This is a genomic window from Pelomonas sp. Root405 (genome assembly GCF_001425165.1).
In the GTDB taxonomy this organism is placed as follows: domain Bacteria; phylum Pseudomonadota; class Gammaproteobacteria; order Burkholderiales; family Burkholderiaceae_C; genus Pelomonas.
On record NZ_LMDU01000012.1, the window covers coordinates 647,597 to 673,933 of the forward strand.

18 protein-coding genes are annotated in these 26,337 nt (G+C 62.8%); 12 read left to right on the forward strand and 6 right to left on the reverse strand.

Annotation, left to right across the window (positions count from 1 at the left end; all coding sequences use genetic code 11):
• Positions 1-81: 81 nt before the first annotated feature.
• The 7 genes from ASC81_RS15840 (at position 82) to ASC81_RS15870 (ending at position 12,178) form a co-directional block, all read left to right on the forward strand.
• A complete protein-coding gene (locus ASC81_RS15840; RefSeq protein ID WP_056268952.1) occupies positions 82-2,568 on the forward strand; it encodes a glycoside hydrolase family 2 protein in 2,487 nt (828 codons plus the stop codon).
• A gap of 64 nt (positions 2,569-2,632) precedes the next feature.
• Complete coding sequence (locus ASC81_RS15845) at positions 2,633-5,653, forward strand: TonB-dependent receptor (protein ID WP_082536549.1); 3,021 nt, start codon at positions 2,633-2,635, stop codon at positions 5,651-5,653.
• Positions 5,654-5,792: 139 nt separating this feature from the next.
• Positions 5,793-6,893, forward strand: coding sequence for a glycoside hydrolase family 26 protein (locus ASC81_RS15850; protein ID WP_082536550.1), 1,101 nt, complete (start codon positions 5,793-5,795; stop codon positions 6,891-6,893).
• 134 nt (positions 6,894-7,027) lie between these two features.
• Entirely contained in the window at positions 7,028-8,257 is a 1,230-nt protein-coding gene (locus ASC81_RS15855) for an AGE family epimerase/isomerase (RefSeq protein WP_056268958.1), read from the forward strand.
• Entirely contained in the window at positions 8,254-9,150 is an 897-nt protein-coding gene (locus ASC81_RS15860; RefSeq protein ID WP_056268959.1) for a carbohydrate kinase, read from the forward strand. The genes ASC81_RS15855 and ASC81_RS15860 overlap by 4 nt, the downstream gene beginning before the upstream one ends.
• A 128-nt stretch (positions 9,151-9,278) precedes the next feature.
• On the forward strand, positions 9,279-10,331 hold the full coding sequence (locus ASC81_RS15865; protein ID WP_082536551.1) for a LacI family DNA-binding transcriptional regulator: 1,053 nt from the start codon (positions 9,279-9,281) through the stop codon (positions 10,329-10,331).
• A gap of 275 nt (positions 10,332-10,606) precedes the next feature.
• Complete coding sequence (locus ASC81_RS15870) at positions 10,607-12,178, forward strand: methyl-accepting chemotaxis protein (protein ID WP_082536552.1); 1,572 nt, start codon at positions 10,607-10,609, stop codon at positions 12,176-12,178.
• A 110-nt stretch (positions 12,179-12,288) separates the two neighbouring features.
• Here ASC81_RS15870 and ASC81_RS15875 read toward each other — a convergent pair whose 3' ends face one another.
• The 3 genes from ASC81_RS15875 to ASC81_RS15885 are packed head-to-tail and all read right to left on the reverse strand — an operon-like array spanning position 12,289 to position 16,726.
• The gene (locus tag ASC81_RS15875) at positions 12,289-13,137 is read right to left on the reverse strand and encodes an MOSC domain-containing protein (RefSeq protein WP_082536553.1); all 849 of its coding nucleotides are present in this window, start codon (positions 13,135-13,137) and stop codon (positions 12,289-12,291) included.
• Positions 13,124-14,824, reverse strand: coding sequence for a DUF5060 domain-containing protein (locus ASC81_RS15880; RefSeq protein ID WP_082536554.1), 1,701 nt, complete (start codon positions 14,822-14,824; stop codon positions 13,124-13,126). Before ASC81_RS15880 ends, ASC81_RS15875 begins: the two co-directional genes overlap by 14 nt.
• 33 nt (positions 14,825-14,857) lie before the next feature.
• Positions 14,858-16,726, reverse strand: a complete 1,869-nt coding sequence (locus tag ASC81_RS15885) for a sodium:solute symporter family protein (protein ID WP_056268967.1) — start codon at positions 16,724-16,726, stop codon at positions 14,858-14,860.
• A 298-nt stretch (positions 16,727-17,024) separates the two neighbouring features.
• Here ASC81_RS15885 and ASC81_RS27915 point away from each other — a divergent pair, with 298 nt between their 5' ends.
• From ASC81_RS27915 to ASC81_RS15905, 4 genes are all read left to right on the forward strand, one after another.
• Positions 17,025-18,869 (forward strand): diguanylate cyclase domain-containing protein, encoded by a 1,845-nt coding sequence (locus tag ASC81_RS27915; RefSeq protein ID WP_235533672.1) that lies wholly within the window; start codon positions 17,025-17,027, stop codon positions 18,867-18,869.
• Between the two features lie 767 nt (positions 18,870-19,636).
• A complete protein-coding gene (locus tag ASC81_RS15895) occupies positions 19,637-19,987 on the forward strand; it encodes an OB-fold nucleic acid binding domain-containing protein (RefSeq protein ID WP_157581012.1) in 351 nt (116 codons plus the stop codon).
• 43 nt (positions 19,988-20,030) lie between these two features.
• The gene (locus ASC81_RS15900) at positions 20,031-21,230 is read left to right on the forward strand and encodes a PIN domain-containing protein (RefSeq protein WP_156392157.1); all 1,200 of its coding nucleotides are present in this window, start codon (positions 20,031-20,033) and stop codon (positions 21,228-21,230) included.
• Between the two features lie 42 nt (positions 21,231-21,272).
• A complete protein-coding gene (locus tag ASC81_RS15905; protein WP_056268974.1) occupies positions 21,273-21,785 on the forward strand; it encodes a hypothetical protein in 513 nt (170 codons plus the stop codon).
• Here ASC81_RS15905 and ASC81_RS15910 read toward each other — a convergent pair.
• From ASC81_RS15910 to ASC81_RS15920, 3 genes are all read right to left on the reverse strand, one after another.
• Complete coding sequence (locus tag ASC81_RS15910; RefSeq protein WP_056268976.1) at positions 21,778-22,398, reverse strand: hypothetical protein; 621 nt, start codon at positions 22,396-22,398, stop codon at positions 21,778-21,780. The two genes, ASC81_RS15905 and ASC81_RS15910, sit on opposite strands and share 8 nt — an antisense overlap.
• A 33-nt stretch (positions 22,399-22,431) precedes the next feature.
• Complete coding sequence (locus ASC81_RS26625) at positions 22,432-23,643, reverse strand: RES domain-containing protein (protein ID WP_082536556.1); 1,212 nt, start codon at positions 23,641-23,643, stop codon at positions 22,432-22,434.
• 272 nt (positions 23,644-23,915) lie between these two features.
• Positions 23,916-24,587 carry a MarR family winged helix-turn-helix transcriptional regulator gene (locus ASC81_RS15920; protein ID WP_162245908.1) on the reverse strand — a complete coding sequence of 224 codons (672 nt, stop codon included), beginning with the start codon at positions 24,585-24,587 and terminating at the stop codon, positions 23,916-23,918.
• 726 nt (positions 24,588-25,313) lie between these two features.
• Here ASC81_RS15920 and ASC81_RS15930 point away from each other — a divergent pair.
• Complete coding sequence (locus ASC81_RS15930) at positions 25,314-26,252, forward strand: TnsA endonuclease N-terminal domain-containing protein (protein ID WP_056268983.1); 939 nt, start codon at positions 25,314-25,316, stop codon at positions 26,250-26,252.
• The last annotated feature ends 85 nt before the right edge of the window (positions 26,253-26,337 follow it).

A 26,337-nucleotide genomic window follows, 5' to 3' on the forward strand; every position in this document is an offset into this window, starting at 1 on the left:
TTTCAGCCGAGCTGAGGTGCCATGCCAGCACTCGGCAAAAGCTTCACAGACACCTGCGCGACCGCTGCTGCCCGCCTTGCCATGACGATCCTTGCCCTGACTGACCTTCCCCTGCCCAGCCACTGGGTCTGCCGCGCGCTCGACGATCCCCAAACGTTGGACGCCGTGCTGGCCGAGACCGACGGCTGGCACCACGCCGAGGTGCCTGGCAATGTTTACCAGGATCTTTTGCGGGAAGGCCTGATTCCGGATCCCCACCTCGCGATGAACGAGCGAGACGTGCAATGGGTCGCTCAGCGGGACTGGGTCTACCGGCTGGACTTCGACTTGACCGCCCTGCCAGTTGACGGAGAACTGGACCTCGTCTGCGACGGCCTCGACACGTTTGCACAGGTCTGGTTGAACGGCCACTGCATTCTGCGCAGCGACAACATGTTCGTGCCGCACCGCCTGCCGGTTCGGCAGTGGCTCAAGACCGGGGCCAACCGCCTGGTGCTGGTGTTCGAGTCGGCGCTGCGGCGCGGCCAAGCTGTCGAGGCCGAGCATGGCAAGCAGCCGCTCTGGAATGGCGACAGCAGCCGGCTTTATGTGCGCAAGGCGCCCTATCACTACGGCTGGGACTGGGGCCCGGTGCTGCTGACGAGCGGCCCCTGGAAGCCTGTGCGCCTGCAGGCTTACTCGCGGCGTATCGCCGACGTGCAGACGCGTCTGCGTTGGGCGCCTGACGCGAGTGCCGTCACCGTCGCCGTCAGCGCCGAGCTCAGCGGTTCTGAAGCGCAGCTCGAAGGCCATGTCCTCCACGCCCTCTACGCGCCCGATGGCCGTCAGTTGGCGAATCGCGCGGGCGGCGATGCCGACTTCCAGGTCGTCGACCCTCAGCTCTGGTGGCCGGCCGGGATGGGCGGGCAGCCGCTCTACCGGCTGGTGACCGAGCTGCGCGACGCCAGCGGCGCTGTGCTGGACCGCTGCGAACGCAAGCTTGGCCTGCGGCGCCTGGCGCTGTTGCAGCAACCCATCGAGGCAGAGGCCGGCTCGTCATTTCATTTCAGCGTGAACGGCCGGGAGTTCTTCACCGGGGGCGCCAACTGGATCCCAGACGACAACCTGCTCAACCGCATCACGCCCGAGCGCTACCGCGAACGCGTGCAGCAGGCGCGCGACGCCAACATGGTGATGCTGCGGGTATGGGCCGGTGGTATCTATGAAGACGAAGCCTTCTACGACGCCTGCGACGAACTCGGCCTGCTCGTCTGGCAGGACTTCTTGTTCGCATGCGGCGTCTACCCCGCGCACGACGCCTTTGTCGAGAGCGTGAAACAGGAGGCGGTGGCCGCCATCAAGCGACTGCGCCACCGGGCCAGCCTAGCCCTCTGGTGCGGCAACAACGAGGACTATGCGATCGCCGAGACCTGCGGCCGCTACGGGCCCGACAAGCCGGACGACATGCCGGCCCGGCGCATCTACGAGAAGCTGCTGCCCGAGCTGTGCGCTGCGCTGGATCCGGACCGTCCTTACTGGCCCGGCAGCCCCTACTCGCCGGCCCAAGGCGAAGTGATCGTGTCCAGCGACGCGACGGTGGGCGACCGGCACACCTGGGAGGTCTGGCACGGGCAGATGGCGCCGTATGCGGACTATCACAAGTTCGAGGGACGCTTCGTCAGCGAGTTCGGCATGCAGTCCCACCCGTCTCTGCCTTTGCTGCAGCAGACGCTCGCCGCCGCCGACCAGCACCCGCACAGCGAGAGCCTGGCCTGGCACAACAAGGCCGGCTTGCAGATGATGGACGGCCACCGGCGGCTGGCGGTCTACTTGGCCGACACCTTGCGCGTCGGCCCCACGCTGGCCGACCAGGTCTACGGCACGCAGTTCGTGCAGGCCGAGGCGATGCGCTATGCCTACCAGGACTACCGCCGCCGCTGGCAACGCCAGGGCGCCCGGGCGGTGGGCGGCGCGCTGGTATGGCAGCTCAATGACTGCTGGCCTAGCACCAGCTGGGCACTGATCGATTCCAGCGGCACGGCCAAGCCCGCCTGGCATGCCGTGCGGCGCGCGCTCGCACCCATCGCGGTCGCCGCCCGCCAGACATCCGACGGATTGCGCGTCTGGGTCATGTCGTCCTTGCCCGATGAACTGCCGGCCGCCCTGACAGTGCAACTGCACGACCTGCAAGGCCAGTTGCAAGGGCAAACGCAGACGGAATTGATCGTCAGGCCCAACGGCACGACCGAGGCGCTGCTAAAGCTTGACCTTCCTCCGACCCATGTCGTCGTGACGGCCCAGCTGCGCAACGGCGATGACGTGCTGGCGCGGGACAGCGCCTGGCCCGAGCCCTTCCGCTTTCGCGACCTGCCCGACGCAGGCCTGCTGGCACAGCGCGACGGCAACGCTTGGCTGTTCAGCGTGCAGCGCCCGCTCAAGGGGCTGTGGCTCAGCGCGCCGGGCGTGCAGTTCGCAGACAACTTCATCGACCTGATTCCCGGCGCGCCTGTTCGCGTCGGCATCCGTGGCGATGCCAGCGCACTGACGAGCGCCGTCGCGCTGGCCCACCCGGCGCTGCAACTGGGCTGATCCACGCCTTCCCGCATCACCCGCATTTCGTTCCCACCCACCGATAACACGAGGAGACACAGAGATGAATAAACACCGGTTGCGTACTTCCCACGCGCTGACCGCCACCGCCGTGGCCAGCTCCCTGGCCTGCTGCCTGATGAGCGCCCATGCCCAACAAGCGCCGGCATCCGCCGAAGCAAAGTCTGAACAGCTGGAAACCGTGATCGTCACGGGCCTGCGCAAGTCGCAGGAGCGCGACATCGACCTCAAGCGCGCTGCAGCGACCATCGTCGACTCGATCACGGCCCAGGACATCGGGAAGCTGCCCGACGCCACGATCACCGACTCACTGCAGCGCATCAGCGGCGTGCAGATCCGCCGCGAGGCCGGCGAAGGCACCGCGGTCAACATCCGCGGCCTGCCCCAGGTGGGCACGCTGCTCAACGGTGAGGAGTTCATCACCGCCGGCAGCATCACCAGCGTGCGGCCCAACTACTCGGACATTCCGTCCCAGCTCTTCGCGGGCGCCGACGTATACAAGTCGTCCACCGGCAAACTGCTCGGCGCCGGCATCTCGGGCACCGTCAACTTGCGCACCATCCGGCCGCTGGATCTGCGCAAGGGCTGGGTGACCTCCGTCGCAACCGAGTACGGTAACGGCGACAAGGTCGACGCCGCCAGCCCATCCGTGAACGGACTGGTGGCCTACACCGGCAACGGCATGGGTTTCCTGCTCGGCGCTGCAGTCAGCGACAGCAACGGCTACACCGCTCGCGAAGGCAAGTTCGGCGGCGCCTTCAGCGTGCGAAATGAAGGCCTGGCTGGCGACACCTTCCGTGCCGACGGCGTGCCGCGCGGCACGCCCGTCACCAATGCCGGCGGCACCGTCGTCGGGTATGACGTGAACGGCAACGGCACGGCCACCGACGCCTACATCAACGATGACGCGCACCGCTCTTTCAAGCGGAACATCCAGCGCAAGCGTGCGGGTGTAAATGCTGCCTTCCAGGCCGACGTCACCGACGCACTGCGCCTGACGGCCGAGGCCTTCTTCACCAAGCAGGACCAGTACGACCGCGGCGCGGGCCTCGAGATGAGCAACACCTCCTGGTCGGGCGCCCAGTTCACGCCGGGCAAGTCCTCGCCGAAGGTGCAGCTTCCCGCCGGCTATGGCGGCGGCAACGGCGGCTACACGCTCAACACTGTGCAGCGATACGACGTGCTGATTGCCAACCTCGACAGCCTGAGCGAAACAGCCGTCACCAAGGCCAAGTCCACCAACGCCAACGTCGAACTGGACTGGGACAACGGTGGCGCGCTCAAGCTTAAGGCCAGGGCGCTGTATGGCAAGGCCCACCGAAACCTTGACAACTCCTACGCCCAGTTCTCGCTGACCGATGGCAACCAGTGGTCCAACGGCATCGGCTACTACCCGCAAGGCACGCTGGCCTTCAACACGGGCGGCATCCGCTCCCTGACCGTGCCTGCTTCGGTGGACTACACGGGCGAGCATCCGCAGTGGGCCCTGCCGGCTTCGGTCACCAGCCGGTTCAGCGACCCGGCCAACTACGCCCTCAAGACCATCTCCTCGGAGAACAACAATCACGCGAACGTGAAGAGCCAGGCGCTGCGCCTCGATGGCAGCTATGAGTTCACCGCCAACACCAGCGTGGACTTCGGAATGCGCCATGGCAACCGCGAGGTCGACAACTTTGCCTTTGACCGCCTTGCGCCGGTCTACAAGGGCCAGAGCGCCAGCGATCCAAATGGCTGCCTGGTCAAGTGGAAGGCCTTTGACGTGCGCCTGGATAACAGCGCCTGCACGGCAGGCAATGCCGCGGGCGCTTTCACGGCCGGCCTGACGCGCAAGATGAATGACCCGACGTTGCTCGGCCAGTATGGCCTGCTGCAGAACATGCCGGGCAACACCCCCGCCGTGTACGGCCTGAGCGCCAAGGCAATGGACAACCCCGCGGCCTTCCATGAGCGGCTCTATCCGGGCGAGGTCGAGGCCATCAACCCGGGCCAGTCCTACAAGATTGAGTTCAAGCAGGATTCCTTCTACGTGCAGGGCAACACCAAGGGCTATCTGGGCGACATGCCCTGGAGCGCGAACCTGGGCGTGAAGCACATCAAGACAAAGTTCGATGTCCAACAGCACGAGGTGGGCGCCAGCCGGCCTTACGGTGCTCCCGCCGCCGACCTCGGCGTGAACGTAAAGTCGCGCAGCTTCTCCGACACCTTGCCGGCGTTGAACTTCGTCATCGACCCGGTGAAGGACGTCAAAGTGCGCTTGGCCTATGCCAAGAACATGTCGCTGCTGGACCTTCAAAACTGGGGCGGTGGCCTGCGCCTGAACTACGGCATCGACACCTCGGTCACGCCCAACATCTTCCGCGTGCTCAGCGGCAACCAGGACGGCAACCCCGACCTCGACCCGTGGCGCTCCAAGAACCTGGACCTGTCCTTCGAGTGGTACAACCGCCCGGGTGGCCTTGTCAGCCTTGCTTTCTACAAGATCGACATTGCCACCTCCATCGGCACGGGATCAATCAACCGGCCCGACCTGCCGGACCTGGACGGCGTCGTGCGTCGTGGCGCCACGGTGCAGAGCGTGATTCAGCAGAAGGGCTCCAAGCTCAAGGGCATGGAGGTGAGCACCAAACAACGGCTGGACTTCCTGCCGGGCTTGCTGTCTGGCCTGGGTGTCGAGGCCACTGCCACGCTGTCGCTGGCAGACACGCAGGGCAACGACCTCGCGGGCAACAAAGTCCTGTTCGGTGACAACTCGCGAATCCAAACCAACCTGGTGCTCTGGTACGAGCGCAATGGCCTGCAGGTGCGCCTGGCACACAACCACCGCTCTAAGCGAGCAGACCAAAACAACTACCAGGGCTGGACGGGCCTGACGCTGTACCAGGCGGCCACCAACTATGTGGACGCATCGGTGTCGTATGACGTCAATTCGAAGTTCACGGTCTATGGCCAGGTGTCCAACCTGACCAATGAGTACGACCGCTTTTACGTGACCTGGGACGACCAGAAGGCCTGGAACAACGTCTACGAGCGCAAGTACGTGGTCGGTGTACGCGCCAAGTTCTGACACCCGTGCCGGCAGCCCTCAGCCGCGAGTGAAGCCGGCTGAGGGCGATCCGCGAGACAAATAGAGCAGGACCCGGGCCGCTGGTGAAGCGGCTCTGGCCGGACTCGCCTTCTCGCATCCCAACTCCTTGAGGACAAAAATGAAGACCGAGAGACTCCCAGCACTCGCCGCAGCTTTTGCGGTAGCAGCATCACTTGCGGCCTGCGGTGGCGGCGGCAGTGATCTGGACAACAACCCGACAGCGCCACCAGCCCCCTTCGTGGCAGCGCCAGCACCGGCCCCCACACCCGCCCCTGCACCCGCACCCGGTCCATCCGCCGCAGCCCCGGTCAAGAAAAAGATCCTTGATTTCATTACCAGCATCTCCGGCACGAAGACGCTGATGGGCGCGCATAACAAGAACTCGCCCACGCCTTTCAGCGACTCCGCCCGTGTGGAAGCCATCACCGGGAAACCGTCTGCCCTGTGGAGCGGAGACTTTCTTTTTGGGAGCACCTACGTCAACGCGCGCGGCACGATGATCGCCGAAGCTAAGAAGCAGTTTGAGAAGGGCGCGCTGGTCAATCTTCTCTATCACGCCTGCGCCCCCACTCGCGACGAGATGTGCAGTTGGGACGACATCGGCGGCGCCAACCCCGAGAAGCTCACCGATGCGCAGTTCAAGGACCTGCTGACGCCCGGGACAACGCTGCACAAGAACTGGATCGGCCGCCTGGATACGTTGGCCAGCTACTTCCAGCAGCTGGAAGATGCCGGCGTCGTCGTCATGTTCCGCCCCTTCCATGAGATGAACCAATGCGTTTTCTGGTGGGCCTGCCACACCGGCACGTACAGCACGCCGGCGCTGTACCGCATGACGCACGACTACCTCACGAAGACCAAGGGGCTGGACAACATCATCTGGGTCTGGAACGTCCAGGACTTTGATTCGCTGGGTACGGACGTCGACACCTACAACCCAGGTGCCGAGTACTTCGACATCGCGTCACTGGACATCTACATGAAGGGCTACACCGACTTCAACTACCAGACCATGCTGCGCGCCGCGGCCGGCAAGCCGATCGCCATCGGCGAGAACCAATACGTGCCGACGGCCGAACAGCTCGCTGCTCAGCCGAAGTGGGTGTTCCAGATGCTTTGGCCCGACTTCATCGACGACCCGCGCAACAAGACGGCGCTGCCTGTGCTCTACAGCTCGCCGAACGCATTGACGCTGGACCAGATGCCGGGTTGGAAGTGAGTGAACCGAACTGATCGGCACGCAAGCGACGTGCTGATCGGTATTTTGCTCAAGTGGCCTTCGTCCGGTTTCGCATCGGCCGAGGGCTTTCTGTCAGCAGCACCGTCAAGCCCTGATCCTATACAGAAGCACGCATGAATTCGCATCTGCCCAACTTCCGTGATCCTCAGTTCCTGCAAGCCCACATGCGCCACACCCTGGCGTTCTACGCGCCTCGCGCGAAGGACCCCAGCGGCGGCTGCTTCCAGTTCTTCAAGGACGACGGCACCGTGTATGACCGGCGCACCCGCCACCTCGTCAGCAGCACGCGTTTTGTTTTCAACCATGCGCTGGCTTGGCGTTGGTTCGGCGGCTTGCGGACAGACGTGGCCCATGCATTGGCCTTCGTCAACGCCGCCCATGCCCAACCGCACGGGGGCTATGCCTGGACGCTGGACTGGCATGACGGCCAGGCCACGGTGACCGACGGTACTCACCACTGCTATGGCCTGGCGTTCGTGTTGCTTTCCAACGCCCATGCTGCGGAGGCCGGCGCGGCCGGCGCTCTGGACGGCATCGCCACGACGTTCGACCTGATGGAGCGACGCTTTTGGGAGCCGGCCCACGGGCTCTATGCAGACGAAGCGACTCCCGATTGGCAGGTTGGCACTTACCGCGGCCAGAACGCCAACATGCACGCCTGCGAAGCCATGCTGGCCGCCCATGCCGCTACGGGCGAAGCACGCTACCTCAACCGTGCGTTGACACTCGCGACCTCCATCGCGCAGCGCCAGGCGTCGCTCGCCGGCGGCCTGGTCTGGGAGCACTACAAAGTCGACTGGTCGCCCGACTGGGACTACAACCGCGACGACAAGACCAACATCTTTCGCCCCTGGGGCTTCCAGACCGGCCACCTGACCGAATGGGCCAAGCTGCTGCTGATGCTGGAGCGGCGCCTCGGCGATTCGGCGCCGGCATGGCTCGTCTCCACGGCTCGGCACTTCTTCGATACGGCCATGCGACACGGTTGGGACGCGGCGCATGGCGGCCTGGTCTACGGCTTCGCTCCCGGTGGAGAGGTCTGTGACGGCGATAAGTACTTCTGGGTCCAGGCCGAAAGCCTTGCTGCGGCGGCCTGGTTGGCCGTGCGCACGCACGACAACACCTATTGGCAGTGGTACGACCGACTCTGGGCCTATGCCTGGCAGCACTTCGTCGACCACGAGCACGGCGCCTGGTACCGCATCCTCGCGCCTGACAACGCCAAGGTCACCGACGAGAAGAGCCCGGCCGGCAAGACCGACTATCACACCATGGGTGCCTGCCAGGATGTGCTGGCCGCCCTCGGCGTGTCGCCCGACACCATCTTGCGAGTTGCCGCATGACGGCCCCTGTCCTCATCAGCTTTGGCGAGGCGCTGACCGACCTCGTGACCGACGGTGCGGGCCGCTTCCGCGCACTGTGTGGAGGAGCACCGTGGAATGTCGCGCGGGCCTGCAGCGCCTTGGGGCTACCTTCCGCTTGGGCGGGCGCGATCAGCTCGGACAGCTTTGGCGATGCCCTTTATGAGGCGAGCCGAGCCGCGGGTCTCGATACCCGGTTCATCCAGCGCATTACGGGCCTCCCGCCGCTGCTGGCCGTCGTCGACCGGATCGATCCGCCAAACTACTTCTTCATCGGCGAGCGCAGCGCCGACCTTGCTTTCGATCCGGCTCTGCTGCCGCTCGACTGGGCGGCGCAGGCGCGCTGGGCTTTGTTTGGCGGCATCAGCCTGGTGCGCGAGCCGTTGGGTGGGTTGCTGGAAGATGTCGCAAAGTCCTTGCCACCTTCTGTGCGCCTGGCCTTCGACCCCAATCACCGGGTGCTCATGAAGCCTCAGGACCTGCCACGCCTTGAGCGCTTCGTGCGACGCGCCTCGGTGGTCAAGCTCAGCGATGAGGACCTGTCCGGCTACTTCCCTGGGCGACCGCCGCAAGCGTCGCTGACCTTGCTGCGCGAGGCCAATCCGCACGCCACCTGGCTCTACACCCAGGGCGCCGGCGGCATGACTCTCTTAGCTCCCGGGCAGGAGCCCATCAGCCGCCCGCCGCTGCCGGTCCATTTGGTCGACACCGTGGGTGCAGGCGATGCCAGCATGGCGGGCTTATTGCTGGCGCTGGATCTGCAGCTGCCTCCAGCGCAGCAACTCGCCCACGCTCTCGCTGCGGCCAGTCTGGCGTGCAGCCGCGCGGGGGCCGCAGCCCCCACCCGTGCCGAATTGGACGCTGCGTTGAGCTGACAGTCGGCGGCAATTGTTTTAGTAATCATATAAACATCCCGCAAATGATCTGGAGCTTTCCCCCATGAAGGTACTCTGCGATGTCACAATGCTTGTCTGATGTTTATCAAACAAGCAGGGATGTAGGCATGACTGTGAAGCCCAATTTGACGATCCGCGAATTGGCGCGTCTTGTGGGCGTCTCGATTGGCACGGTGTCGCGGGCACTCAAAGGGCAGCCGGGGCCATCGGCCAGCACGCGGGCCGAGGTCCTGCGGATGGCCGAGGAGCATGGATACGACCTCGGTCGGCTGCGCAGCGGCCGGCCGCGCCGCATCGTGCTGGTCTACAACCGCAGCCTGCTGGGCTCGCTGGCCGCCAATCTCTTTTATTCCTATGTGTTGCACGGCATCGAAACGGCCTGCCGTGAAGGCGATGAGGTGGTGTTGAGCGTGCTTTCGGTGGCGCCAAGCGATGACATCGTGACTCGCATCAAGCGCCACGAACCTGACGGACTGCTCAGCTTGGGCTACTTCGACACGGACTGCCTGGACGCACTGCGAGCCTGCGAGCTTCCTTTGGTGTTGGCCGATCATTTCGTGCCAGGGCTGCGGTGCGTCAACGACGATAACCTCCAGGGTGCGCTGCAAGCGACGCGCCACCTGATCGACGGCGGCGCCAAGCGCGTGGCCGCCATCTTCGGTCCGCCGGTGCACCACTCCATCGCACTGCGAGCCAAGGGATTCCGACGCGCCTTGTTTGAAGCCCGCATCCTGGCGGATCCCGAGCTCGAGATCACGCTCGACCCCGAGTTGCCGTATGACGAAGCCGCGCGCGACGCGATGCGTCGTCTGCTGGCCTTGCCTGAGCGCCCTGACGCAGTCTTTTGCTACAACGACTTGACGGCTCTGCACGCGATGGAAACGTGCCGCGAGGCCGGCATTTGCGTGCCGGAAGACATCCGTTTCGTTGGTTACGACGATATCGAGGCCGCTTCCCACAGCGAGCCCAGCCTCACGACGGTCAAGCTGGACAAGGAAGCGCTGGGTTATACCGCCGCGATGGCCTTGATTGAAGGTGACACGGAACCCGGCGACACGCTGCTGCCGGTGGAGCTAGTGGTGCGCAGCAGTTCGGCGCCTGAGCAGTCGCGTGCAGTGCGTGACTCGGTGAAGCCGTCTGAGGCCGTCGCCGCCGGCTGACTGCCGGAGTGGTTTTCGCTTGGCTGCTCCAATGCGGCGCCAAGCTTCTTTCAGCGTTCCAGCGAGACGAAGCGCGTGTTGAGCGGCACGTGAAAAGGCGATGCGGGCCAGGTGGTCGCTACGACCGAAGGATGACGCGCGCGCACCGGCTTGCAGGCAAAAGGTGTCCGTGCCCTGAAGAGTCCCTCCAATTCAGCTTCGCTGTGATAGAGGTCTCGTGCCATTGGCGAGCGCTCAATTAGCATGGTTTTCGGACACGGCCCGGAGAAAACAGCATGATCCTAACGACCTGGATGCGTGGCTTCACGATCCGCGCGCGTATGCACGGCACGATCGTGCTGGTTCTGCTTGCGTTCGTAGCCATCGGCCTGATGGGCCTGCTCGGCGGACGCCAGTTGATGGCGTTGAACACCGACGTGACGACTCATGCGATGCACGATCTGCAACTCCTCAGCACCATCCGCCAGGCCCTTGCCGAGGTGCGGCTGCTCGAGAAAGAGATGGTCATCGCCTACGAGGAGTCCGATCAGGTCAAGCAGCGCCGCCAGGGCTGGGATGCCGCGGCTCAGCGCCTGGCCACTGCGTTGCAAGGACTGCAGCAGGCCAAGGAGGACAACAAGGCCGCGGCCATGGAGGCGACCAAGTTCCTGCAGGACTACCGTACGGGTGCCGAGCCCGTGCTCAAACAGATCGAGGGCGGCGGCTTCGACACGGCCCGCGTGGCCGACCGCATGCTCAACCGGCCCAAGGCCGCAATGCGTGAGATGGAGGAGCGCGTCGAGACCATCGCCGGTCTGATCGAACAGCAGGCCAAGGCCAGCGAGGCCGAGTTCGCCGCGGAGATGGGCCGCATCGCTTGGCGCTCGCTGGCGGTGCTTGTCATCATCATCCTGCTGGTCGTGCCGCTGACCTTCATCAACTCGTCCACCATCATCAGCCCCATGCGCTATGCCGGCACGGTGGCCCAGTCCATTGCCAGTGGCGACCTGAACAACGCCATCCGTGTCGAGGGCGCCGACGAGGCCTCGGAGCTGTTGCGGGGGCTCGACGCAATGCAGACCAGCCTACGCGAACTCGTGCGCCAGGTGAAGACCTCGGCCCAGAGCATCGAGACGGCAAGCAGCGAGGTGGCCTCGGGCAATCAGGACTTGAGCCACCGCACGGAGCAGGCCGCGGCCAGCCTGGAGGAGACAACGAGTTCGATGGAGGACCTGACCAACGGGGTGCGACTGGGCGCCGATGCGGCCGGCAAGGCTCGCCAGTTGGCCGAGGGCGCCGCCGAAGTGGCCCGCCGCGGTGGTCAAGAAGTGTCCGAGGTCGTCGCAACCATGGATCAGATCAACGACAGCTCACGCCGCATTGGCGACATCGTTGGCCTCATCGACAGCATCGCCTTCCAGACCAATATCCTGGCGCTGAATGCGGCTGTCGAGGCTGCGCGTGCCGGTGAGCAGGGCCGCGGCTTCGCCGTCGTCGCCAGCGAGGTGCGGGCCCTTGCACAGCGTTCTGCTGGCGCGGCGCGCGAGATCAAGTCTCTGATTGGCGCCAGCACGGAACGCGCCGAAGCCGGTTCCCGCCTCGTGCAGCATGCCGGCGCAACCATGCAGGAGATCGTCCAGCAGGTGCAGAAGGTCAGCGACATGATCGGCGAGGTTGCCGCTGGCGCTTCCGACCAGAGCGCGCGCATTGGCCAAATCAACGGGGCCGTCACGCAGTTGGACCACATGACGCAGCAGAACGCCGCCCTGGTGGAAGAGTCCGCCGCCGCGGCCGACAGCCTGCGCGAGCAGCTGCAGTTGCTGACGGGGGCGGTGGAGCAGTTCCGCCTGGATAGCGCGACTCACTGATCTTGCCGAGTGCCGTCATTCGCGTACTGAAGCTCCGTGGCGTCGGCTAAGGCCCCGACCACCGGGTGGTGGCCGAGCGCGGTCCACTCCCACCGGCCGCTTCGCCGGTCCTAGAAGGTCGCGAAGCCGAGCATCCCGCGCTCAAGCTGCCCGGCTGCTCGCGCGGCGCCGTTGAAGCCGAAGGTCGGTTCGCGCAGGCCGCGTTCACGACTCATGGCAGCAATCAGCGCCAGCGGTTCCCTCTCCACATTGGCGGTAGTCAGCTCGATATTGGGTATGACGCAGCGGACGCATAGGCTTTCATGCGTCGTCACCACCGGCTGGCCCAACTGGCTGCGCTGCCAGCGGATGCTTTCAAATGCCTCTTCAGCGAACGGCGGCAATTGCTCGCCAACCTCATCGACGATGAGGTTGGCGCGAAACCTTTCGATCTCCACCGGCGGCTGCCCGATCAACGCCAGGCGCCGGTTCAACTCGCGCCATGACGCCATCGAGACGACGTGCAAAGGCAGCAGAGCTTGCCGCTCGAGAGCCTCGCGGCCGAGTCGGGCCAGGCGGAAAGGCTGACCGATGGCAGTCTGAATCCACTCGCTGACTGCCGTACCAGCGTCGTCGGCGGCAAACGTTTCGGTCCGCTTGTCGATGTCGTTCCACATCTTGACCGTGCAGGCCTGTCTGGGACTGTCGAAGGGCACTAGAAAGTCTTCCATGCTTCGGGCGCTGAGCACCAGGCCATCGCAGTCGTTGCGAACTCGGATGAGTGCCATGCGATGGAACTCCCCCATCCAGGCTTGACGCCCGTCCGGGGTGAGCATGACCCACTCTCTGTCGCCAATCAGCCCTGTTCGTGGCGACACCTGCGCCGACGACACGTCGTAGCCGCCGCAGGATTTGACGGGATAGATCCAAAGGCCCGCCAGCAGCAATCGCCGAGCGCTGTCGGCGTCAGGGCTGTGCATCGAGGATCAGGATCAGGTCTTGGTGAGCCTGCAGTTCGACGGCGTCGAGGTTGCCCGCGAAAAGTCGCGCGATTTGGCGCTCCGGGTCGTAGGCCGTCACCGGCCCCTTTGCGGGCATGTGGCCGGTAAAGGTCAGCGCAGTCGTCACCGCAGTGTGGCCTGGGTTGTAGAGATAGACGAAGGTCGATTTGCCGGCGGCGACGGCGAAGTGCCTAACGCCGGCGCCGCTCGCGGTCATGGCGACGGATTTCAGCGTGCCGCCGCTCGCCTTCAGCATGAGCTGGTTGATCTCCTGCACGCCTCGGAAGTAAGGCACCAGGCCTCTCTCGTCGAAATACTCCCACCACCAGGTCATCGGCAGGATGGGGGTCGGATTGAACAGGCCATACCAGAGCTGGCGCTTGAAGTCGCCCTTCATGCCGTCGGCGAAGTCGTCGAAGTTCTTCTTCCAGTCCCATTCATAGCCCGCCTCGCCGATGACGAATGGCTTGCCGTGGCGGGCGCTGAGCTGCTGCAACGTGGCTGGAATGGACTCCAGGCCTTTGTAGATATGCTTCTGGTTGATGTCGACGTGCGGCAGGTCGTTCAGGCCCACCACCTCGCGGTGCGAGATGCTGGTGGTGATGATGTGGCCGTGCGGGTCGATCTTGGCGAGGTAGTCGCTCATCTCGCGGTGCCACTCCGTGACGAGCCGATCTGGGATGGGGTTTGCCTTGTCGGCATATATCGCGTTGTCGACCTCGTTGAAGAACTCCCAGGCGGCGATGTGTGGGCTGTGGCTCCACTTGGCCACCAGGAATCGCAACTTGTCCTTGTAGCGCTTCTTCGCCTCTGGAGAGCTGAAGAACTCAGCCGGGGTCGCGGCCGCGCCACCGTTCTTGCGGTTGTAGCTGCTGCGCTCCCAGCCGGTCTCCATCAGGCCCACATGGCTGTCCATGGCCACCATCAGATAGACGCCCTGAGCCTCGGCAATGCGCAGCAGTTCGTCCATGCGCCGGATGCCGCTTTCGTTGAAGCGCGATGAACTCGGCTGATAGCGGGCGTTGTTGTCCACCCATTGCCAGTCCAGCGGCAGGTTCCAGTAGATCATCCAGACTCGCGCGAAGTTGCCGCCATGCCTCGCGAGCTTCTCCAGCATCTGGTCGTAGCTGAAGCGGCGATCCTCGTGCAGTGATTTGAAGAACTTCGAATCGTCGGTATCGCGGTTCTCCCAGGCGAGGTTCTCGCCGACACCGCGGAACAGCTCACCATTGTCGAACTGCAGCAGCCAGGGGTCGCGCACGCGCAGGAAGCCCTTGCCCGGACCCTTGCCGACGGTGAAGCGGCCCGCGATGTCGGCACGACGCGCCTTGCCGTCGTCCTGCACGACGACCTTGTAGCGATAGTCCCCGGCCTCCTTCGGTGCCAGCGTGGCACGCCACGTCGACTTCTGATGGCTGGCGCCGGCGACGAAATAGGCCGGCAGCACGAGCTGGCGGCCGCTCGGCGTCGTGATCGCCAGGTCGACGCTGATGTCGTCCGACGCGTAGGGACTGCGCCATTCGGCGACCAGCTCGAACGAGAAATCCAGCCGCTGATATTGCTTGACCTCCTGGGAGGACAGCGTCGCGGTGGCGGCCTGGACATGGCCGCTCAGGGCGGCGCTCAGCAGGAACAAGGGAAGTAGGCGGAGAAAGGTCTGCTTCATGGTGCGGCGAATACGGGTGGCGGCGGCTGGATGTCAGGGCTCGTCACGGAGCCTGTCCCACCAGGTGAACTTCAGGACGATGGAGGCCACCAGGGTGATCGCGGTGGCAACCGCCAGCGGCGTCCACTCGCGCAAGATCACGAACATGCCCGCAGCGGTGATGGCCGATTGCCAAACCAGGCCGATGGCGACGTTCAGCATGTCGCGCTTGAAGTCGCGGTTGGCCTGGACATCGGGTTGGTCGGCCTTCAGCGCTTCATGGACCGGCCCCCAGAAGCCCCAGGGCCTGGTCTTGAGATAGAACTCCTTCAGCACCGGCATGGGCGTGGCCGGTGTCAGCAGCGAGGCACCAATGGCCGCGGCGCAGCACAGCGCGAATGCGATCGGGAAGGCCTGCAGCTCGTTGATCTTGAAGACAGGCAGCAGCAGCGCGATACCGACACCCAGGGCCATGCTGACGAAGTAGCCGGTGCCGTTGAACCGCCACCAGTACCACTTGATGACGTTGGCCGCCGTGTAGCCGCCGAACAGCCCGGTGGCGATCCAGGCCACGATCTCGTTGATGGAGGTCAGCTGCCAGCCGATGGCCGTGCCGATCACCGCGAATGCGGTCGACACGACGTAGCTGAGGCGCACATAGACCTTCTGTTCGGCGTCCGGCCTCAGATACTTTTTGTAGATGTCGTTGACGATATAGGCCGGTGCGGCATTCAGCGAGGCGGAATAGCTCGCCATGAAGGCGGACAGCATGCCGGCCAGCACCAGCCCGAGGAAGCCCGGTGGCATCAGGTGGCTGATGACAAAGGGCAGGATGGTGTCGAAGTCGCCCTTAAAGGCCACGCCTTGCGCTGCGGCTTCGGCCTTCAGGCGCGTCCACTCGGGGCCGATGAAGACGAGGGCCAGTACCGCCAGGCCTGCAATCATCAGGTAGCGCGGGAAGAGCAACGTGACATTGACGAAGGCGCTGATCTTGGCTGCATCCGACGGCGACTTGGCCGACAGCAGCCGCTGCATGTCGTAGTTGGGCACCGGGCCGGCCAGCGACTTGAAGAAGCCCTGGAAGAAAACCAGGCCCAGGAAGGCCGCGAAGAGGGCGTAGCCCTCGGTTTCGACCGCCTTGGCCGCCGACTGCGCGACGACCTGGTTGGCCGCGGCGCCGGAGTTCGCCTGGCCGACCCAGTCCAGATTCAGGTGTGTACCGAACGCGAGGCTGTGCCACCCGTCCGGTACCACCGCCTTGAGCATGTCCGGTGTGACCAGTTGCATGGCGAGGATGGCGACGCCGATACAAACCACGAACTTGACGAAGAACTGCAGGATCTCCGTGACCACAACGGCATACATGCCGCCCTTGACCGAATAGAGGGTCGTCAGCGCCACGATGATGACGCCATAGATCTTGTCGTTCAGCAGCGGATCGGCGCTGAACTGATAGGGAATGAACTCCGCGGCCAGCTTGCCGATGCCGAGAAAGCCGTAGGCAATCATGCCGACCACGGCAATCAGCGCAAAGGCGACGTTCACGAAATGGGATGCCTTTGCGCCGCCGTCTTCGCCGAATCTAAAGTTGATCCATTCGGCCCCGGTGAGCTTGGCGGAACGCCGCAGCCAGACGGCCAGAAACATCATCAGGAAGATCTGATTGAACACGGGCCAGACCCAAGGGATGAACAGGCTCTTGACCCCATAGACCACCATCAGGCCAACCATCCACATGGTGCCGGCGACATCGAACATGCCCGAAGCGTTCGACAGTCCCAACACCCACCAGGGCAGCGTATTGCCGGCCAGGAAGTAGCTGCGCAGGCTCTTGGAGGCGAGCTTGGAAACCCACATGCCGAGGACGATGGTCAGCACGATGTAGCCAAAAATGATGGTGAGATCGATGGCGGACAGCTGCATCGTTGCTCCTCTAGTTGTTTCGTTTCGCGCCGGTGCTGCACCTGAACTGGTGCTGCAGGGGCTCAGCAAGATTTCAAACGCGCATTGCGTTTAATAAACGATTGGATTGTTGCGCAACTTTGTGCGTGGCGAGATAGGGTTACCACCTGCGCCGAGGCTTGGGGGTGCGCTAAGGGCGCGAGGCGCTCCCTACGCGTACCGGAATGCACGAGAAGGGCGTCTATCGCCATGTCGCGCAGCGGTTACCGTCGCAGAATCAGCAGCGCAGCGTGTTGGTATGCCTAGCGGAGGAGTTGGCTTGAAGATTTCTGCGGCGTGCTCGCGGATGTTCGATCCGGTACCTCGCGACCATGTGTTGAAGAGCGCCGCGCTCCACCGAGCACTGGCTGTTCAGTGCGTGCAAGACACGTGCAGCCGGACCAATGCCGGCATCGTGATCTTTGTCGCGGTGTGGCTGGTGATCTGCCTCATTGGCGGCCTATGGCCCAAAGCCACAACCGTTGTGCTTGGACACACGCTGCTGCTTTCAGCCATCGCGGCGATGCGGGTGGTGCTGGTGCGCCGACTTCCCCGATTGATGGCTGACGACCCCATCAAGGCCAATGTGTATCTGGTGCTCGCCATTCTGTTGAACGGTGGCTACTGGGGCAGCATCGGCGCGCATGGTGTGCTCGCAGACTGGGGCGGCCAAGTCTGGTGGGTACTGGTCACGGCTGCGGTTGCCGCTGCGACCACCGGAGCCATGGTGATGGCGATCAATCCAGCACTTCGCCTGACCTACCCGGCGATCGCCCTGCTGCCCATGTTTGTTGCGGGATTCTTGGGCGACCAGCTCCACCATCAGTTGATGGTGGGTCTAGCTCCCATCGTCTACCTCTACCTCGTGCGCTCCTCCGCGGTCGTCAGCAATGACTACTGGGCGACTGTGATGAGTCGTGTCGGCGCAGAGGAAAAGGCCCAGGCGATGGAGGCGGTGAGCAAGACCGATGCACTGACCCAGGTGCAGAACAGGCGGAGTTTCGAATGGCGCCTCGTCAGCGAATGGGAACAGGCTGCCAGCGCTGGCAGCGCGTTGTCGCTGCTGATGGTTGATATCGACCATTTCAAATCGATCAACGACACCCACGGGCATCCCTTTGGAGACCAGTGCCTTAAGGCGGTGGCGCAGACCTTGAACGGCTCCATGCGGACGTCTGGCGACGCGGTTTTCCGGTACGGCGGTGAGGAGTTTGCCGTCCTGCTGCCGAGGACGAACCTGCATGGCGCGCAGGTGATGGCCGAGCGACTGCTGGCTCAAATCAGGGCGATGCACGTCGACAGAGGTGAAGACACTCATTCACTGACCTGCAGCATCGGCATTGCCGAGGCTCACCCGGTCGTCGGTCAGGATCCGAGGTCTTTGCTCCAGAGGGCCGACCAAGCGCTCTACAGAGCCAAGCAAGGCGGACGCGATCGCGCCGCCGTGCTCCCGTCCAAGGAGCCAGGTGCTCTCGAGACGCACGCTCGTGCAACCGGCGCGGCCCAGAGCATCCGCATTGGCTCGCTGTATTCGCTGACCAGTGGCACGGTGCCTTCACTCATCATGGCGCTCAACACGCGCCAGCCAGACCTCCAGGCAGAGCTCATCCTCGGCTCCAACGCGGACCTGGTGCAGAAGCTGCGCAATGGCTTCATCGATGCAGCCGTGTTTGGCCTGCCAGAAGGCGCCGAGGATCTCAGGTCGGAACCCCTTTTCGAGGACAACCTGTACTTCGCCGCGCCGGCGGACTCGCCGTATGCACAGCAGGCATCCGTAGACCTCGCAAGCTGCGTCAACGAGCGGTTCGTCAGCCTGAAGCCGGGGTTCGTCACCCAGAGCAGATTCGCAGATGCGTTCGCCGTTGCAGGCTTCGAGCCGCATGTGGTGATGACCACAAACGACATCTTTTCGCTGATGCACTTGGTAGGCGGAGGGATGGGCTGTTCCTTGTTGCCAGGACGAGTCCGAGCCTCGCTACCGCCGACGGTGCGGCTGATCCCCCTCGAGCCGCGTTTCAGGATCCGCCAGACCATCTCGCTGAGCTTTCTTCGTACACGCGAGCGCGATCCCAACATGCTCGCCCTGCTGGACGCCAGCCGCACGTTGCACATCATTCCGGGTTGATTGGCGGGCCTTGCAGCGCGAGATGAGTACAGCGCTGGGCCGCCGACATTGGCGATGACCCTCGATAGTGATGGCGCAGCGCGGAGCTTTCCGCAAAGCAGACCTCGGTGAGCGCCCGCTTCGGGTACTTTGCTGTCGCAGGGGCGCCGGCCCCGGCCGTCAGCAACCGCCGCATAGCCGGCTCACCGCTACGTTCACATCCTTGCTGCCGCCGGTGCTCATAGTGACTGGATTGCGCGCTCATCGCTCTGGCCTCAACAACCCGAGTTCGCGGCACGAGCTGCAGTGCACCCGGCGCATCGACTTGGACAACGCGCCGGCACCGCGGCGGCGAATGGCGCAGTGGCACGATGCCCATAGGCTCAGCGAAGACGCGGCGCGCGCTGCAGCAGCAGCTGGGAAATGATCCAGGAGCGCCGACGCCGGCTTCCACAACCTCTTGGGCGGCGGATCGTGGTGACTCGGGCGCGTGGTTCGCGCCTAGCCAATTACGCGTGGACGCGTATTCGTGCAAAAGCTCCTGCGGCCGCTTCAACGTAGTGGTCCGCCGGTTGGCTGGATGCATGAGCACGGCATGGCCAGAGGTGGTCTGGCGGGTCTTTCAAAATAGGGTGGTGTTTCGGGTGCCCAGCGCAGACCGCAGGATGCTGGAGAGCGGAGTCTGGATCTGCGCAATCGTCAGCTCAGACAGCTTGGCCAGTGACCAACGGCATGAATAGCCGGCAAATCGGCATCCGCTTGCGCTGCTGCGGCCGCAGTTGAAGGCGTTGCAGCATCTCAAGCTGCTGACGTCGAAGGAACTGCAGGACGTACCCGACCGCAAGGAGATCCATACGTGTGGCGTGGTGACGACCAAGCAGCAGCCGGAAACAGCGAACGGCGTCATCTTCATCTCGCTTGAGGACGAAGAGGGCGAGATCCAGGTGATCGTCTACAAGGGCATCTGGGAGAAGCCACATCAGCGGCCCGTCGTGCTGCATTCGAGACTGCTGGCGGTGAAAGGGCGGTGGCAGCGCGAGGACGGCGTGTGCAACGTCATCGCGGGCCATCTGGAAGACCTGACCCCGATGTTGGGGCGGGCTGGCGACGAGCAGCAGGGATTTCAGGTGATGCTTTGAACCGCACCGCGAACAGCACGCCCACTAGATGCATCATTAGTGGATGGCCAAGAAAACAGCGTCCGCTCCGCCGAGTCAACCTTCACGCGAATCCCCGACGATTGTTCTAGAAAGCATCGGCGGAATTGCAGTGGACACCAACGTCTACCGAAAGGCTGGGTTCCGGTTCCGAACACAGCCGCTTGTGGCGCTGGCTGATATCAAGGCATGGAGTCTTGCTCACCTAGTTCCGGAGGTTTGGCGTCGCGAGCTGGAGGCGCACACCAAGGACTGGGCAGAGGGCAAGCTGAACGAAGCTCGGCATGCCCTGCAGATCGGTGACTGGGCCATGCCTGCGCAGGCAGGTGCAGCGGCTGAGCTGCGCCAACATCTATCCAACGACACCGGCGAAGCCATCGCGACCCGATTGCTTAAGGACCACTACTCCCGCTCTCGTGCCGTCCACCTGCCTACGGCTTGGGAAGCTGGCCCTCAAGTTTTGTCAGCCTATTTTGAAAGCCGCTTCCCGTTCGAGCGAACCGGTGACAAAAAGAGCGAGTTTCCCGACGCCTTTGCCCTTGCCACCCTTGAGCAATGGGCCCGGACGAAGAATCGCCAAGTGATCGTGGTCACCGAAGACGAGGGCTGCCTTTCAGCATGCGATGCATCCAGTAATCTGCTGGGCTTCAAAACGCTGATAGAGGTGCTACGCGGCCTGAGCGACATCAACCAGTCGACGCAAGTAGCTGCAGAAGAGCTTGAAAACTTCCTGGTGAGAGAACTGAGATCAGAAGTCTCACACTTGAGGAAGGATTTGGACGAGCGCATCGGCTCGGCCGTGGAGCAGATGGACATCGACTTGGACGCCGACTCCGAGGTGCCCCACTTCGACTACGACGTAGACGAAGTGAGCCTGCGGTCCGTCATCCCTGCCTCAACCCTCCGCCCCCCTGACATCAAGGTCTTGAGCGTGGGCCAACATGAACTCACTTTCTCCTGGCAATTCCAAGTCGAAGTCGACGTGTCTGCCCGCTTCTATCGAGTCACTGGCCACCACCTTCCTCAACCGCATCGATACGGCGCACCTCTGGACACGCGCGCTATCACTATTGACGTGGACGCGGTCATCACTCTGCAGACGGTTGATGTCATGTCGGCCGTTGCGTTGAAGAACGCCTCCGTACGAAGTGTCGACTTCACGACTTCATCGCTGTGGCTGTACTTTGGAGACGTTGACCCGTGGGAACCCGCCTACGAAGAGTAGGACTGCCCTGGCAGGATTGGAGGCCCCACACGCCTCGTCAACATGGCACACCTCGAGAACCTCGTCGCTGAATACCTGGACTTGGCCGGCTACCTGGTCAGGAAGAACATCAAGGTGGGTCGCCTGGTCCACGGCGGCTACGAGGGCGAGCTCGACGTGGTCGCCTTCCATCCGGTCGACGGACAGATCGTCCACTATGAGCTGTCCCTCGATGCCCACACCTGGAGCAAGCGCGAGGAGCGATACAAGAAGAAGATGAACGCGGGACGCAAGTACATCCACAAGGAGCTCTTTCCCTGGCTGGCGGACGACGTGGCAATCAAGCAGTACGCCGTCTTCCCAAGCTGCGGCAACCGCGCTGAGCTTGCCGGTGCCGAGTTGCTCACCGTCGATGCGTTAGTCCAGCAGATCGTCGAGAAGGTTAAAGCTCGAGGAAGAGGCGCAAGCGATGCGATACCAGAGTCCTACCCGCTGCTGCGGACGCTGCAACTCGCCTTTTGTGGCTACAGCCGATCCCCGAAGCCTGCGGATTGGCAGAGACAGCCGGTTATCTGACGGATGTGGGCTGCCTCAGCTTCTTCGAGACCGTAGCGCGCAGAAGGGAGTAAAGCTCAAGCCAGCCGCCCAATCGCCACCACCGGGCAGGCACAGATAGGGCTCGTTGATCGACGTCGGAGTGCACTTCCAAAGCAATCCAGGCAAGCAGCACTTGTCCGGTGATCTGGGTACCGAACGCTTGCATCGCGACCATACCTTCGACTCCTGATCGCAACCGCGCTCTTAGTAGGTAAGCGTGGCCAAAATGAAGGCGCTGTCGGGCTGCCAGCTCCCAGTCGCCGCAGGAGACCAATTCTTGTCTGGGATAAGCATTGATCCGGCTCAGATCACTGTTACTCAGTCGATCATCCCAGGGCGTGGGTCCAGAGCAACCGTCGGGCCAGTTACGCTGGGCGAGCTTTTCAATGGGAAAAGCTCCCAAGTCGGCAATGAAGGCCCACTGCGCGCGGTGAGGCATTTGCGCATCCAGCCATCCCAAATGGCTTTCCCCCTCGCCCGTCTGCTCGAACTTGTCCACCCTGTAGGCAATGCTCAGAAGGCCGCGGCCATGCCTACGCTCCGCGAAGCTGTAGCTCGAACCGTGGCCGTCCGCCGCGGGCGCCATCGCCATCTCGCGGTCATCCTGCCACGCTGGGCGTTCTGCCTATCGAACCCTTTTGGCTCGTATCTCGATCTCGATCACCTCATGAACCTCAACGCTGTTTTCTTTGAAGAGGAGCGGCGCGTCTAAGAAAGAACGGCTCTCCGTGGAATAGGTGCCGAGGGTTGCACCAAAGAGCACGATATTTGTGCCACCAGACTTCTGCGATGACTCAAACATTGCCCCGTCGAAGCCAAGATAGGAATGCAAATAGTCCGCCACTACTTGCGTATCTAGATACTCGTGTTCCATACCAAGAGGAATCGGCCGAGCAATCCGGTCTTGCAATCTTAAGAGCAGGCCTCGTTTCTGACTCCTGTCGACGAAATCGTCGCCCCAGATGCTGAAAGCCGGGGCGGCATTTTTCTTCAAAGACGTGAAATCGATAACCCGTAGCTTTCGCGTTGTCGCAAAGCATCCCACAACGACGTTGCTGCCCCTTGAAGGGCGTACTTCAGCAATCGCCGTGTCGGGATTAAAGGCGGCGTAGAAGGCGGGAGCCCCCTCCACGTTCATGCGATTGGCCGGTGTGACCGCCGGTGGTGGCGCATGAAGCTCCTTCGCGGCGTTCGAGGAGACCCTCTGGATCGCTTCCTCGGTGTTCCCTCGCCGAGCCCGATATAGCAACCGTCCAATCTCGAGCTCCATGACTGCATCGGCAAAGAAGAACCCATTTGGTGACAGATCTTCTAGAATGTTGAAGAGGGAATCGAGGAACTTTTTGGCGTCTTTGTTGAAGAAGCGACTCTTGCCGCGCAGCATCGCCCTAAACGATTCCCACACCCGATCCTGCTCGTCCCGACCTGATCTTCTTAGATTCCAATGGTATGTTTGATCCGGATGAAAACTCGTAGCTGTCTTCGCGAGGGCTACTAGTTGAAATAGGTCGTCAAGGAAGTGCTGATTCGCGCTCGACAGGTTGTCTTCAATGACTTCGCCAACTGGCCTTGAATCCAGCGAGCCGGAGTATTGATTGGGGTTGGGTTCAATCAATGCACTGAGTCGGTTAACAACTACCGAGGCCACCTTACCGAGGGGCGCAGCCGCGTTTTGTTGCAAGCCACAGTAGCTGCAGTGCGTTGTCCACGACACCTTCGCCGCGTCGAACAGGCGCGTACTGCCCGTGCAGTCCTTACAGACCTGCTTGAGGACCAGGTCCGGTCCGGCAAAGCTGTCGGGGGGCGCGATGTCTGTCAACTGCGGCGGATTGAGCATCAGAGGCTGTCCTGATTCAAAGTGATGGGGCCTGCGGCTTGGAGCGACTCGGTGAATGACTGTCTCGGCGGCATCCTGCGGAGAGCCTGCATACCTCTGAGTTTCAGGCACCAGAACACATCGTCATGCTTGCATACCTTGGCCAGGAACTTCGCGCGACGACCCGCGCAAGCGCAGCTCGCAATTCGGGCTCGGACTCCTGTGTCCATTGCTTGAGCAGCGCGTCAATGGCCGCGCCGCGCGAACCCGACGGCCAACGGCGGGCAGGTCCACTACCTTCGTTTTGCGCCCTTGGCCGCCAAGGTCGCCCGCCTGCGCTTGCGAATCGTCTCGTATCGGAACTCCTGTGCCGCGTGAGGCCCTTCCAGGGCAGGAGCCTCGGGCAATTTCTTGACAAGTCTTCCGACCGCGCTCTCATACCGCGATGACAACGCGTGGCCCAAGGCGTTTCGGAGAAGGACGGACAGCTGACCGACGACCTTCGTGACCTTTAGGGCTTGATCGAAGCCCCTCGCTGTTAGCCGATAGCGAACCGCACGTCGATCGGAGCTCGGACCGACCTCGACTTTCTCGACGTAGCCGTCCTCACTGAGTCCCTTCAACTGAATCGAAATCATCGGCCGGCTTTGCTGCAGCCGCGCGGCGAGCTCCGACGCGCTCGCTGGGACTTGCGATTCCAGCCTGATGGGCCTTCTTGCCGTCGCCACGAGATCGGCGATGACCAGCATCTGCGTCGTGTTGAGGCGCCATGCCTTGCGCATCGTGTTGAGACGCTCGTCAATCTGGTTCGCCACGTTCAAGTGGTTGAACACCAGATGCATGTGTGCGAAATCAGGAACCAACAGATGGTCTGTCGCCCACTGTCGCTCCCGTTGTTGCTCCGAAGCCATAAAAATGCCGCTGGAAAAATGCGTAAATTTTTTCGTATTTTCGAATGATGGCATAGGCGAACGAAAGTCGCTCGCGAAATGAATATCTAGTACGCGATTTCGCTGCTGCCAAGCGGTGCGGAAAAGGGTTGTCGAGGCTCTTGGCACTCGACAAACTTGCGCCATGAGCAATCGATTCAGGGCCCACGCATGAGTTCTGCAGACGTGCCAAATAGCGCCGATGACGCGGTCATCGCGCAGTTCTTGCTGGAGAAGTACGGCTCATTGCTAGGGCGGCAGGCTCTGGCCGAGGTGTTGCGGTTCCCGACCCCTGAGGCCTTCGATCGGCATCTTCAGAGGGGACATCTGGACCTCCCGGTCGTGAAATTCCAAGGGCGCCGCGGCGTCTACGTCCTCGCGACAGACGTCGCGCGGTACCTAGTGAGGAGTTCTCGCAGTGGCGAAGCGGCCACCGCGTGAAAGGAGCGTGAAGTGAACGGCACCAAATAGAACCGTAGAAAAGCAGAGAGCCCAGAGCTGGGTGCAACCAGCAATGGGCTCTTGAGTCTGCAACCAGTACTCCCGGTTGCTTGCAACTCTATCCCCGTCGCTTGCCCTCGGCAAGCAGACCTCGTCGTCGACGAGGCCCTGGGGCTGCTTTTCTCCACTCTGTCGTCCCCAGTCGCCCTCAGTCGGAGTTCGGCGTTGCATCAGTGCAACTTCAGTTCCGTCAGTGGTGCGCTGTGGTGCCGCTCGCTCCGCGTATGCAACGCCCGCCAGGGCAGACAACGGAGAGAAGCAATGACCAAGCAACCATTTTGGAAACTCACGCAGGCCCAGGAGTCAATCCTGGACTCCCTATTCATTCAGCTCAGCTTGCCGCCTGCCGGGCGGGCTTTCGTGACGGACACGATTGCAGAGGGACCGTCTCGTGCGCCTCAGGCACGTCGTGGCGGCAACTGCACCGTTAGCTTTCGGAGCAAGAAGCTCAACGCGATGCTGCCGTTGGAAAGCCGCACAGGCGAGTACGCCGAAGGCACGCTGTTGGATGACGACGAGGACGTCGTTGCGTTCTTCCCTCAGGCGCAGAGGCAGACGCTCGAGATCCTCGATGCAGATGGCAAGCGAGTAACCGCGACGTCCTACACGGGCGACTTCCTTGTCATCCGGAAGACCAGGATCGAGATCATCGAGGTGCGGCACGAGGACGCCTTGATGGACGCCCATGAGCGTCGGCCATACCAGATCTACTTCGACCCCGAAGAGGATCGCTGGCACTACCGGGCTGCCGAGGCGCACTTTGCAGCGATGGGGATCGACTTCCGCATCGTGTGCACGCGCAAGATCAACACGACTCGGGTCAACAACGTGCGCTTCCTTGAGGACTACGTTCGCGACGATTGCCCTCTCCCCGATCCGGTCGCGATTGAGCGGCTGAAGGCGATCCTCGACACCAACCTCAGCGTTCCGCTTTACGACGCGCTGAAACTGGAGTTCGATGCGGACCTGATCTTCGCGGCCATTGGCCATGGCCACGTGTATGTAGACCTGGATACCGACCGGTTAGACGTACCGCAGGCACTGTCCTTGTACGCATCAAAGCCCGTTCGGGAGCTGTATCGCAGTGTCGAGGCGGCGAATCTGGACCCGATTCAGCCGATCGCTGGAGCGATGGCAGTTGCAGCAGGGACGCGTGTCACGTACGGAAAGCGCGTACTGCAGGTGATCCTGGTGAGCTAGCCCCCTGAATGACCGGACACGGTCCATCGCTTATCTTTGAGGATAGGAGTAGGACTGTGAATATGACTAGGCGGACGGAGTCTGT

Excerpts from the sequence above, each read along its gene's own strand:
- ASC81_RS15840 (WP_056268952.1), top strand. The coding sequence starts at position 82 with ATGACGATCCTTGCCCTGACTGACCTTCCCCTGCCCAGCCACTGGGTC.
- ASC81_RS15845 (WP_082536549.1), top strand. The coding sequence starts at position 2,633 with ATGAATAAACACCGGTTGCGTACTTCCCACGCGCTGACCGCCACCGCC.
- ASC81_RS15850 (WP_082536550.1), top strand. The coding sequence starts at position 5,793 with ATGAAGACCGAGAGACTCCCAGCACTCGCCGCAGCTTTTGCGGTAGCA.
- ASC81_RS15855 (WP_056268958.1), top strand. The coding sequence starts at position 7,028 with ATGAATTCGCATCTGCCCAACTTCCGTGATCCTCAGTTCCTGCAAGCC.
- ASC81_RS15860 (WP_056268959.1), top strand. The coding sequence starts at position 8,254 with ATGACGGCCCCTGTCCTCATCAGCTTTGGCGAGGCGCTGACCGACCTC.
- ASC81_RS15865 (WP_082536551.1), top strand. The coding sequence starts at position 9,279 with ATGACTGTGAAGCCCAATTTGACGATCCGCGAATTGGCGCGTCTTGTG.
- ASC81_RS15870 (WP_082536552.1), top strand. The coding sequence starts at position 10,607 with ATGATCCTAACGACCTGGATGCGTGGCTTCACGATCCGCGCGCGTATG.
- ASC81_RS15875 (WP_082536553.1), bottom strand. The coding sequence starts at position 13,137 with ATGCACAGCCCTGACGCCGACAGCGCTCGGCGATTGCTGCTGGCGGGC.
- ASC81_RS15880 (WP_082536554.1), bottom strand. The coding sequence starts at position 14,824 with ATGAAGCAGACCTTTCTCCGCCTACTTCCCTTGTTCCTGCTGAGCGCC.
- ASC81_RS15885 (WP_056268967.1), bottom strand. The coding sequence starts at position 16,726 with ATGCAGCTGTCCGCCATCGATCTCACCATCATTTTTGGCTACATCGTG.
- ASC81_RS15900 (WP_156392157.1), top strand. The coding sequence starts at position 20,031 with ATGGCCAAGAAAACAGCGTCCGCTCCGCCGAGTCAACCTTCACGCGAA.
- ASC81_RS15905 (WP_056268974.1), top strand. The coding sequence starts at position 21,273 with ATGGCACACCTCGAGAACCTCGTCGCTGAATACCTGGACTTGGCCGGC.
- ASC81_RS15910 (WP_056268976.1), bottom strand. The coding sequence starts at position 22,398 with ATGGCGATGGCGCCCGCGGCGGACGGCCACGGTTCGAGCTACAGCTTC.
- ASC81_RS26625 (WP_082536556.1), bottom strand. The coding sequence starts at position 23,643 with ATGCTCAATCCGCCGCAGTTGACAGACATCGCGCCCCCCGACAGCTTT.
- ASC81_RS15920 (WP_162245908.1), bottom strand. The coding sequence starts at position 24,587 with ATGCCATCATTCGAAAATACGAAAAAATTTACGCATTTTTCCAGCGGC.
- ASC81_RS15930 (WP_056268983.1), top strand. The coding sequence starts at position 25,314 with ATGACCAAGCAACCATTTTGGAAACTCACGCAGGCCCAGGAGTCAATC.